The sequence below is a fragment of the Pedobacter agri PB92 genome (genome assembly GCF_000258495.1).
Classification (GTDB): Bacteria; Bacteroidota; Bacteroidia; order Sphingobacteriales; family Sphingobacteriaceae; genus Pedobacter; species Pedobacter agri.
The window spans coordinates 1-12,429 of the sequence record NZ_AJLG01000146.1; the positions used below are offsets into that span (position 1 = coordinate 1).

The following is a 12,429-nucleotide window of genomic DNA, read 5'->3' on the forward strand; positions in this document are numbered from 1 at the left end:
AATTTTTCCCTTTCGGAATACTAATAATCAGCATTAATTGCCTATCCTTTTTGAAAATTGCCAGGCGCTGAAATTCTGCATTGCAAAATCCTTTTGATATTTCCGGCCATTTCTCAAATTGCGTTTTATGATAATTCAGATATTCATTCTGCATCTTTTCATCATCAACTAAATTGGCAGATAAAATGATGTTATCCCATTCTGATACTGGTTTATCTCCACAATTTTTTTCACGGGTAAAATCGTAGAAAAGATTATCGTAAAGCTTAATTTCAGAAGCATTTAACCGTTTCAAAGTTTGTTGCAAACTCTCTACCTTTAAGCTGGAAGTATAAATTACCAGGCGGTTATTCCATTTGTAAATTGAGCTTGACAGCAGATTATTTTCCTTTGCAAAAACTTCCAGGCTTTTATCTGCAGGCAGCTTATCATCTTTAAAAATCAATTCAAAAACAACCGATTTATCATCCGCCAGATTAATCCCACGATTAGCATAAACAGCTTTCTCTTTTAACAGATGCTGAAATGGCTTTTCTAAACCTGCCCTTTGCTTAATTTCCTGAGAAACTTTCGGGCCGTTATTATCCCAAAAATTATCTGGTCCGTTTGCATTTTGAAGATATTTTTCAGTGGGTGTCCAATTATTTTTTATGGTAAAATAAGACGAACCCTCATCCGTGTAAAGATAAAACCAATGCTCTGGAAGATGGGCATAAGGCGCCTTGTAAATGCTATCCACTACATTTTCTGTGATAAAGGATTCAGGTTGAGCTGATAACGTGTAAATCCCAGCCACATCATACATGTGTTTTCCATAATGATGTATTTTATTTGCACTGATGGTATTATTCTTCATCGCACTTTGGGTTTTAGTCCAACCCCAGCCCATGCTGATGCCTGAATATGAAACATCGCTGATTTCGTTATGCAGAATTTTTATGCCCTGAACGTAACCTGCGCCAATGCCTACTGCACCCCAATCTTCGTTGGTGACATCGGTAATTAAGTTATTTTCGATTTTATCATTCGTTGAAATTTCTCTTTTATCTGATGGATGGTAAGGCAGGTGGACTTCGGTAGCTTCATCAGAAAATGTTCCGATTAGGATTGCCGAACCGCCGATATCTTTGAACAAATTACCCTTAACAACATTTTCTGAAGTTCCTCTTTTATAATCTAACCCTGTTGAGGCGAGGTGCTCAAAACGACAATTTTCAAAAGAAGTATGATTGGCATAAGTTACTTCAACAGCTGATGCTGGTCGGCCAACCCAAGCCTGATTTTCCAAAGCGGCTTTATCGGGTGTTCCCGGAGTTTTAAGTTTGTAGGCATCAAGCATATACATCCCCGCCTGATGAGGAACATGACCAAATTTAGATGGTCTTAACCAGGTTGAATGCGCAAACGAAACGCCCTTAAAATTTACAAATGAGACAGGATTGTCAATCGTTCCCTCTATTTTTAAGAGATTTTCGATTGACGGTGCTACCACATCAGCGTTAAGCATATTTTCTGATGATTTCGGCCAATAATAGAGTTTATGATTTTTTAAATCTTCAAACCATTCTCCTGGTTCATTCAAAAACTGGATGGCATTGGAGAGATAAAAAGCTGAGTTGCCTGTTTTATCTGAAATCCATGGAGCAGGCCAAGGATGCTCTGACTGAATTCTGCTTTCAGGCTGCATAAAAGAAAGTTCAGCTTCATTTCCAACTACTTTGACAGATTTAACTCGAAGATTTGCAATTGCCCACCATTGGTGAATGAGCATTTCCATGCCTTTTATATTTGCTAAATTGATATTCTTTTGTAACGGGATTTTGCAGGTTTGCGTTTCTTTATTCCAGGATAAAATCCTACCCATAGCATCACCATTATAATTTTTAGCTCGAATGGCCTTATTCCCATTCACCCAAAGCTGACGAAACAACAAATCACTTCCGTCGAAATTTGGAATATCAGCAACCCAAACCTTTCCTGTTGATTCTTTTGGCAAACCAAGGGTTGTTGCTGTAAGTTTTTTCCAGCCAGTAATATTTATTCCTCCGCTTAAAACAACTTTTTCTGTGGCAACAATTTCGGTCGGGCTATCTTTCGTACCTGAATCTTCAGGGCGAAGCACCACAGGCTCGTATAGTTGATAAACACCTTTATCAATGATAATCTTAATCCCACCCTTTATAGAAGTATCATTTAAACGTCTCAGCTCGCGGGCTCTTCTAATTGCCGCATGGAGTGTGGCAAGCGGTTTATCTTTATTTCCAATATTAGTATCAGAACCATTTTTTGCGACATAAATATCTGCTGCATCTGCTTGAAAGTGTAAGAAATTCAAAATCAACAACAAACCAAAAAATAAGCTGAATTGTCTAATTACTGGAGACACAAAAAGTGGCAAAAGGTAATTTTTCCAATTTGCATGCTGCATTCCTATAGTCATTTGTCTCTCCATATTCTGTCTAATAAGATTGCTTCGTACCTCGCAATGACGAATTTGCAATTTGAAAAACTGATTTCAGATAGCTGGTATTGGCACTGAAATTATATTTTACATTTGTTGGCTGAGTGGCATCTCTACTTCTTTCTACAACTAGCCAACCTTTCCATCCCATGTCATCAAGGGTTTCTTTGACCTTGTTCAAATTGATTTTAGGGTCGTTTTGTAACCAAACGCCATCTTCATTGGTTGCATGGATTTGAACAATATTCTTACGGCCTAAAATTTTTAGTTCCTGATGTAAATCTCTACCATTTTTAATCGCATTGGAGAAATTGAAATAGCTTTTCACATATCTGGAGCCAATTTCCTTTAATAAATTTAATTCACCTGTTGCATCTAAGGATGTTTCAATTCCAATCACGATACCCGCTTTTGAAGCCATTTTTCCAGCCACCTTTAATCTTTCTACAATAGGTCCACGTAATTCAGGGTTTTTGACTAAATCCCCTTGAACACCCAAAGGAAGAAAAACCACTTTCACTTTCATTGCCGTTGCGGTGTCCAAGCAATCCTGTACCATTTTTTGATAAGTTGGTCGCGTTGCAAAAGATTGTGCGTAAAATCCCGTCATCGCCAGGGAACAAATTTCGAGGTTTAATTCTTTGGCTTTATCTAAATACTCCTGTCTGATTTTTGAGTCGGCCAGTTTGTTATCAAACGTTTCCCTGTTGCCCAAACCTCCCATATCAATTTCCAAACCATCGGCACCAATTTCTTTGGTTAATGGTAGTGCACTAATTTTCTGACGTTTTAAAATCATCAAATCAATGACAGCAATTTTATATCTATTCTTTTTCTCTGCAGCCAAAAGCAATTGATTAGGGATAAATAAAGCACCAGTAAGTAACGTAGCATTTGTAATAAAGGTTCTTCTGTTTTGTTTCATGCTTTCTTATTTCATTGCCGATAATGGAAATAATTTTTCCAGATTTTCGAATCCCATCACCGCATTTTTAGGTAGCTTCTCGCCCTTATCGCCAAAAACATATAAGGCGTTTTCCTTTTCTATTGTGACTTTACTTTCATCATACTTGCCGGCTTTATCCTTTACGGCAGCAGCATTTAGCTTGAAGTTTTTGATTAAAAAATTGTACAATGCAATGCGTTTGTTGATACCGAAATCGTGTTTTTCATCAGGAAGATGAACATTTTCAACCTTATCTCTCACACCATAATAACCATACATTTTTTGCAAATATGGAAAATCATGTTGTGGCGTGTGAGCCGTCCAATCGCTCCCGTCGGACACCAATAATTGTGGTCGTGGAGCAGCCATCGCAGCTAATTCTACATTATCCGTTCCGCCGCCGCACTGATGAATTGGCATCCCGCTTTCGCAAGGGCAACCACCATAAAAGTATGAGGACATGGCCACGACTGGTGCACTTAATTTAATTCTATCATCCATTGCCGTCATTAAAATGGAATGACTTCCGGCACCTGAGCCACCACTAATCCCAATTCTGTTGGTATCGGTTTCTTTTAATGAAGAGAAATAATCTAAAATTCTTATCCCACCTAAAGTTTGAACTGTTTGGGCTAAACTTCTTCTGTGGTCTTCATACTTAAACTGGAGCATAGATTCTCCCCAGGCAAATAAATCGTAACTGAAAGCCATGGCTCCCATTCTGGCAATTGTTGCACAACGAAGCTGACAATCGGCTCTGTATCTTTGTTTCTCCCAATGTCCATCAGGACTCAAAATCACCGGAATTTTTCCTTTTGCAGTTAGCGGCTTATATAATGAACCATTAATCCAAACACCAGGTAAAATCTCCAGCGCAATATTCTCTACAGAATAGCCATCGAAAATTCTTTTAGCTGTGATAATCGGCTTTGAATTAACCTTTGCTGGCAACGGAGATAACATCAAGGCTTTGTACAATTCTGGCTTAATTTCCGCTTTGCGTTTCTCCCAACTGGCCTTGTCGTGGTATTTTGTTGCTAAAGTATCGAGATAAGCCCAACCATCCTGCACTTCCCAACGGTAATATTCATACTCTTTTAGTTTATAAACACCTGGCTTCTCTTTGTTTACTTTCATATCCAAAGGCGTGAGCACATTGGTTAACGTTTCATCGACATTGGCACGAAAACGCCAATCGGCATAGTTTACCCATTTATCTTTTACTTGAGGTTCTGAGTATTTAATCTGAACCTTGAAACGCGTTTGAATTTCTTTTAAAACATCTACGAGAGGTTTTTTGTAAAGATTATCGGAGTTTTGAGTTTGTGCAGATAGGTTGTTTACTGATAACAAATAAATAGTAAAAACTACACCAACATATTTGAACAGCTCCCCGGGAATTGCATAGCCAATTGACTCCTTAGAGTGCAACTGCTTCGTACCTCGCAATGACGAGGAGCAGAAAAGTACAAGGTTGATTGGGGATTCGATCCGTAAAAAACGCTTCATATTTCTCATGGTTCTTCGTTCTTAGTTTCCGTAATTACCGGAGCGGTATAACCATTAAGCTTTGGCCAAACGCCATTTTTAATTTTTTCAATTTTAACTTCGATGGGTCTACAACCACGTGTTTGATTTTTTCTCTTCTCCAGGTGTAAATGAAATGCAACATACCATCAGAAGTTTGAATAACAGCCGGGTATGAATACTGGCTAATTGGTGAATCTTCTAAAATTAAAGCGGCTGACCAAGTTTTCCCATCCCTGGAAACAGAAACGTTTAGAGGTGTTCTTGGTCCTTTAGCTAAATCGCCTGGAGGCAAAACATGGTTATACACCAATACATGTCGACCATCTTTCATCGTTACTGCATCCGTTCCGGAATTGTTATTGGGTAAAGAGGTTTTAGTCAATGGAGACCAGGTTTCACCATTATCTTCCGACCAGGATTCTACAATTGCCCGGTTTGCTGTTCTTGCTAAAATTTGAAGTTTACCATTTCCATGCTGTAAAATACTTGGCTGAATAGCTTTAATACCATTTTCAGGTAGCGGGCCAACAGTGCGCCAGGTTTTGCCATTATCTTTTGTTACCTCGAAATGGATCTTCCAGCCATTGCCTTCTTTACTCGATGGTGCGAAAAGATTTCCGTTGCTTAATAAAACCGGCTTATTTTTAACAGGTCCGATATAACCATCTGGCAATTTTGTCGCTTCAGACCAGGTAATCCCACCATCTTTTGAGGTTTTCATCAAGCCCCACCATTCAGATGGTTTCGGTCCGATTTTGTAAAACAACAATAAATCCCCGCCCGGTACCTGATATAATACCGGGTTCCAGGTGGGTAATCTTTTACCATCGGGCATCACGCCATTTGCTACAGAAACAGGTGCCAACCATTTACCATCAATAAAACGGCTGATGTAAATTTCTACATCAGGATTTCGCTCTTTAGTGCCTCCAAAAAAAGAGGCTACCAAACCGGTTGGTGTTTCCGCAATGGTTGCTGAGTGACAAGATGGAAACGGTGCTTTATCGTAAAGAAACTCTTGTTTTACAACGCCAGTCTGCCATTTTTCAACCTGAGCTTTAGCGTTTATGGTAAGTGCAATAGCAAGTCCTAGTGTAATGTATATTTTTCTTTTTAACATAATTATATTTAATCAACTATATAAACAGTCATCATTGCGAGACACGAAGCAGTCTCAGTACGGTCGCTACAACCTTATAGCATTTAGATTGCTTCGTGCCTCGCAATGACGAAGAGACGAAGCAAAACACCTCATTGCTTTACCTTATTAGCCTTTTCTTCTTTTATCTTTTTTGTGTAGGCACTATAAAGTGCCCTCCAGCTGCGTCCGTTATTATTTAGCATTTGCTCTGATTTCGTTTTATAAATCTCAAAAATGGCCGAAATCTGTTTCATGTTTTTATAATCGACAGCTTGTTCTCGAGCTTGCTTTAAAAAAGCCAAAATTTTCGCCTCTTCATCAGCAGTTAAATCAGGAACGATGGCCTTATAACCTTTCATTGTGAAATCAACCTTACCAATCGTGTATTTATCTAAAATGACTTCTACTTGTTCTGGCGATAAATTTTTCTTTAAGCCATCCATTAAAGCTTGATGAACGGTTGTTGGAATTGCTGAATCAGCAATAATCTGCTTATCTAAGTCGCTTAATTTATTTCCTGTAACCGGATTAATTCCATCCGGTACCGTTGAGGATGGGTGCGAGTTATGCCAATCTCTAATCGTGGTTAGATGAACAGCAATAATATTTTCAACTGCTGACTTTTTTGTTGCATCATTTAAGTTTAATGCTGAAACCCATTCTTTCGATTTGTTTAATGCTTCTTCTGACACCACAACATCTTTCGTTTGGCTGAATACATTTACCGTGGTGAGCAGTAAGATGAATAGCGTTAGTGGGTTTAAAATCTTTCTCATAATTGTATTTTAGTTTTTCATCATTGCGAAACTGATTTTTATCAGTTGAAGCAATCTCTTTTAATAAGATTGCTTCGTGCCTCGCAATGACGGCTAGTGTAACATTATTTCCCCTCCACAACAAATGAATAATCTCCTGAGCCAACTTCATAAATCGCTCTGTTATACTCCATTTTTATGAATTTTAAATCTTTTATCGATTTCAATTTCTCTCTAATTTCATTTCTATTATTTGCAGGAATATAAACCAAAGCCCTTGTGTTTGCAGGAACCGTGATGTTCCAGTTGAACTGCTTTGCTGTTTTTGTATAACTGCTTTTGATTAATCCATAAGCTGAATGGTAACTTGCGCTAACCGAATTCAAACTATTAATCATCTCCGGTTTCATGATGATTTTTTTGAAAGCCTGACTTTCAGATTTAATTCCTGCCAGGTTTTCATAATACCAGATTAATAAATCGCCAAGCATCATTACATGGTTTTGAGAATTCATTTTCGGGTCGGCGGTGTTGCCGTTCCATAATTCCCAAATGGTTGTAGCACCATTGTCAACCATGTAGCCCCAGCTTGGATATGTTTTTTTAGTTGCGATGGTGTAAGCTAAATCTGGTCGGCCATAATCATTTAAACAACGCATTAACCACTGAATACCAACCAGTCCGTTACTTAAATGCCCCTTATTCGTTACCTCTATCGTGTAAGTGATATTCTTAAAAACCTCCTCCACTTTGTTTTGAGGAACCATACCAAAGTAAAGCGGAATGATGTTGTCTGTTAAAGCATTGGCGGAGTAATAACCTTTTTCATTATAATATTTCTGGTTGAAAGCATTCTTAATTTTTTCTCCCAAAGCCTGGTAATCTTTAACATCCGCTTCGTTTCCAATCGCTTCTGCAAACTGAATCATCAACTGTGTGAAATGATAATAATAAGCGGTCGAAATTAAGGCTGACGGATATTTTTTATCGGCACTTTTTCCGCGACCAAACTCAATGGTAATCGGTGGCATACACCAATCGCCATAGCTATCTTTCGTTAAAATGTAATCTTGCATGTAGCGGTCTTGCATATAAGCCAGCCATTTTTTCATTGCCGGATAGTTGTCGTGAACTGCAGACACATCTCCCGTTTGCTTGTAAACCATTTCCGTAACCAAAAGCATTGCTCCCGGCCAGGTCATATTATCGCTGTAATATCTCCAGAATGCCGGAGCAACATCAGGAATCGCACCATCTTCTTTCTGCGAATTTCTAATATCCTGCAACCATTTGGTATAAAATCTGCCGTTATCGAAAACGAAATTTTCACCATAAGCTACTGCACCCCTATCACCTAACCAAGGCATACGCTCATTCCGTTGCGGGCAATCGACCGGAATCCCTTTGTAACTTCCTGCAATTCCCCACCAGGCGTTTTTAAAAATCTGGTTGGTTAGGGCATCAGATGTTTCGAAAGTTCCGACGGTTTTAATATTGTCGTAAATCATCTTACCAACAAAATCATTAATAGCTGGCTGATAAGTATACCCCGAAAGCTCTACATATCTGAAACCACGATAGGCAAAAGTTGGTTCCCAGGTTTCTTGTTCGCCACCTTTTAACGTATATAAATCGGTACATTTCGCATTGCGAAGATTGGCGGTGAATAATTCGCCATTATCCTGTAACGATTCTGCAAAACGCATTTTAATTTGCTTTCCTTTTAAACCTTTTACCTTGATTTGAAGCCAGCCCACCATATTTTGCCCCATATCCAGAATATATCTATCGCCAGAGATTTTTTTGATTGATACAGGTTTTAGCGTATTCATCACACGCATATTTTCATTCATTTGCGCCTCGATTACGCCTGTTGGCTCCTGCACAAATTCGGCTTTTGCCCATTTGCTATCATCAAAACCGATAGTATTCCAACCCGTTAAATCTTTCGTCGCGTCATATTCTTCGCCGTCGTATTCATTATTGGTTCTGATTGGCCCATCAGCAGTACCTTTCCAACTGTCATCCGTATCGATATTTGTGGTTGTTCCATCTGTATAAACGATGTTGATGTTCATCAGCATCTTCGGAAAGCCAAAGGTTTTAATTTTATAAGGTTTTTCATTTTGGCGCATGGCGAAAAACCGACCATTACCTAAAATAGTACCTACTGCATTCTTTCCATTTTTGATATATGAAGTAACATCGTAGGTATTGTATTTCACATTTTTGGTGTAATCTGTTGGCGAGGGAGACAATACATCCTCCCCAACTTTTTTACCGTTGATGTAAAGCTCATATAAACCTAAACCAATGATAGATGCTGTTGCAGATTTTATGTTTTTGGCAGCTTGAAATTCCTTTCTGAAATACCTTGCCGATAAACGGGAATCGGTTTTAATATTATCCCAGGGGAAAGCTCTATCGAAACCTATCCAACCTTTTGGCCAATCTTTATAATACAGCAAACCCATTGAAAAATAATTATTGGCTGACCATTCGCTTTGCCCGGCGGTAGTCCAAACTTTAACTTTCCAATAAGCCTTTAACCGGCTTTTAAGCTCTTTTCCACTATATTTTACATGAATAGATTCAGCAGAATTTACTTTTTCAGAATTCCATAAATCGCCTTCGTTGGCATCCAATTTTTCTAATGATGAAGCAACTAAAACCTGATAAGCCGTTTGCATTACATTTCTTTCTTTTGAAATAATATGCCAGGCAAAACGTGGTTTCTGAACATCAATTCCCAGCGGATTTTGAAGCATCTCGCAAGTGGTATTTTGCAAAGAAACTTGCGCCACCACTTTGGTAAGTGGCAGTAGCCAGATGCTGATTATCAACATGTATATTTTAATGTTCATTTACGCTTTGCGGTTGATTACACCGATTTCTATATTTTTTATTTTTTCCCGTTGATTCTGGAGATGTACGCAGATTTCTAATCCCTTTTCTGCGTATATCCGCGTGATAAATCTTTTTTCCTATCATTTCACTAATTAGATTGCTTCGTCGTGCCTCCTCGCAATGACGAGGTACTGAAATCAAAATACAACGTCATATCCAAAGCCCTGCTTGGGTCTTTATCAAAATCATAATAAATATTTTTCATCCCCATTGGTCCGGTCGTTTCAGGTTTTTGGGTTTTTGTACCAATTGCCGAAATCCCATTCATAAAAGAAATATCTCCATTTGGGAAAGTCGGACTCATATTGTCATATTCTGTATCCTTAGATTTCTTTGGCGTAAATAATCGCAAGAAAACATCCTCCCTATCGGTTACTACTTTAAAGCTTTGAGATTTGCCGACAAATTCACACCAATACATATTCGAGTAATATCCTTTAAATTCCGGATATTGCCAAGCCGGTTCTCCTGTTGCCGAATCATTGTAATCCTTTTTCCAGATACCAAACTGTTGTCCTTTCATCCTGTTTTTCCAAACTCGGTACGGTCCATTTCCTTTATATTCAACTGATTTGATTTCACTTTCAGGATAAGAAAAGTTTAATCCCACGAATGTGGTGAAATACTCAGCAGGGAAATATTTGACTTCCATTTTTAACCATCCAGACGGATAGACTGTCCATTGCAAGGTATTCCAGCTTTCTTTTTTATCATAAGTTGATGAAATAACCAGATTTTCGCCATCGGTTTTAGCGGTAAAATTTTTAAAATTATTCACACCTTCCTGTAAAATCGGACCGTTCGAAAACGGAACCACACCTTTTGCATTTTTAGCTTTTTGTAACAATCCGGAGATTTTGTCAAAAGTTAAATCGATGCCATTTGCTGAAACTTGATAAACTTTTGCATCTTCTTTTAAGGTTACTTTAGACGATGCTGTTTTCACTACGATTTTCGCTGCATCGGCTGTAGGTAATGTAATTGGGAAACTCCAGGTAAAAAGTTCCTTTCCATAAAAATCCTTTGCTGTTAAATATAAAACATCAAAACTTCTCCAATCTGTTGGAAGATTTACTTGTAATTTCCCTTTCTCAAAAGGTTTAATATTTGGCGCATCAGCTTTTCCGGCCTTGAAAGCTGCATCATCGCCAGCTTTAAGTTTTTTCAACTTCCATTCGAAAGTACATTGGTTAAGGTTGGTAAATGCATACCGATTTTCCAATAAAAATCCCCCGTCAAAACCGGCAGTCATTTCTCTTTTCTCTACAAAAACGGGGCTCCAAACTTCTTTAATGGTAAAGAAACTTCCCTCTTTCTCATGGTAAGGGCCAACAATTCCATCCGGACCGTGATTTCCATCGGTATCCAATTCGCCATTTTTGTCGGTACGGACAACGGCCTGGTCGGCAAAATCCCAAAGGAAACCACCGGCAGACTGTGGGTTCTTCCACATCGCGTTCCAGTAATCTTCAATGCCTGCTCCATGACCGCCATCCCACATGCCATGCAAAAATTCAGTTGGCATTAATATGTTGTGGCCATGCTCGTAGTTTCCAATTCCATAGTTAAATTCACGATAATGTGTGGTTTCAAATCCATTAAAAACTTCCCAAGGATGGATTAAAGGGCGTTTTTGAATATCTTCTTCAGCGAAAAGATGGTCGAGTTCGCGGTTGTGTCCGCCCTCATTTCCGTTTGCCCAAAATATAATCGATGGATGATTTTCATCATTCACCATCATTTCTTTCATCAACTTTGTTCCCGTTGGAGTATCATAGGTTCCATGCCAGCCGGCAAGCTCATCCATCACGAATAAACCCAGCGAATCACAAACATCCAAAAAATGCCCATCAGGCGGATAGTGTGACATTCTCACGGCATTCATGTTCATTTCTTTCATCAGTTCAACATCAGCAATGCTTATTTTTTTACTTGTTGTTCTGCCAGATGTTGGATAAAAAGAATGGCGATTTACACCTTTGAACTTCATTTTTACACCATTTACGTAAACGCCGTCGCGTTCCTTCACTTCAACGGTTCTGAAACCGATTTTTTTTGAAATTTGATGAATGGTTTTGCCATTTTTGATAAGCGAAATCGTTGCGGTGTAAAGATTTGGAAACTCTGAAGACCAAAGTGCAGGGTTTTTAAATTCTTGTTCGATACTGGTAGAATTAGCTGTTATTTTGGTTGAAAAATCACTTCCAAATTTCTTTCCTTTTGCATCTACAAGTTCTACATTAATTTTATCGGCCCCGCCGGAAGTGGAAACATTAGCTGTAAAAATACCATTGGCTTTGGCATCAATTTTTATTCTATCGATATGAGTTTGTGGTAGAGATTCAAGATAAACAGGTCTGAAAATGCCACCAAAAATCCAGAAATCGGCTTTACGCTCTGCTTCATTAACCGATTGATTGGCAGAATGCTTGGAAACTTTTACTTCAAGTAGATTTTCACCTGAAATTAACAGTTTAGAAATATCATATCTGAAAACATAAAATGAGCCTTGATGAACATCTCCTGCCAATTTCCCGTTAATTTTAACTTCCGTATCGGTCATCGACCCTTCAAATACAATATTGATTTTTTGATTTTTCCAAGCGGTTGGAACTGTAAATTTGTATTTGTAAAGTCCTTGTTCTCTGCCTTTATTCGCTTCTTTATTAAAACCATAGTTGTACTTCCC

Annotated in this window: 7 protein-coding genes; all 7 read right to left on the reverse strand. The window is 38.5% G+C overall.

The annotated features are described in order from the left end of the window. Positions 1–2,452, reverse strand: a 2,452-nt coding sequence (locus tag ON09_RS17995) for a right-handed parallel beta-helix repeat-containing protein (protein ID WP_238533729.1), incomplete at its 3' end; no start/stop codon positions are given. Positions 2,453–2,459: 7 nt separating this feature from the next. Further along, positions 2,460–3,386 (reverse strand): sugar phosphate isomerase/epimerase family protein, encoded by a 927-nt coding sequence (locus tag ON09_RS18000; protein ID WP_010602461.1) that lies wholly within the window; start codon positions 3,384–3,386, stop codon positions 2,460–2,462. 6 nt (positions 3,387–3,392) lie between these two features. After that, positions 3,393–4,916, reverse strand: coding sequence for an acetylxylan esterase (locus ON09_RS18005; protein WP_238533730.1), 1,524 nt, complete (start codon positions 4,914–4,916; stop codon positions 3,393–3,395). A gap of 34 nt (positions 4,917–4,950) precedes the next feature. Beyond that, entirely contained in the window at positions 4,951–6,057 is a 1,107-nt protein-coding gene (locus ON09_RS18010; RefSeq protein ID WP_010602463.1) for a sialidase family protein, read from the reverse strand. Positions 6,058–6,188: 131 nt separating this feature from the next. Further along, on the reverse strand, positions 6,189–6,854 hold the full coding sequence (locus ON09_RS18015) for a DUF3826 domain-containing protein (RefSeq protein ID WP_010602464.1): 666 nt from the start codon (positions 6,852–6,854) through the stop codon (positions 6,189–6,191). 104 nt (positions 6,855–6,958) lie between these two features. Then, a complete protein-coding gene (locus tag ON09_RS18020; RefSeq protein ID WP_039842793.1) occupies positions 6,959–9,697 on the reverse strand; it encodes an alpha-L-rhamnosidase in 2,739 nt (912 codons plus the stop codon). A 131-nt stretch (positions 9,698–9,828) separates the two neighbouring features. Next, the coding region (locus tag ON09_RS18025; protein WP_010602466.1) for a glycoside hydrolase family 2 protein at positions 9,829–12,429 on the reverse strand (2,601 nt) is incomplete at its 5' end.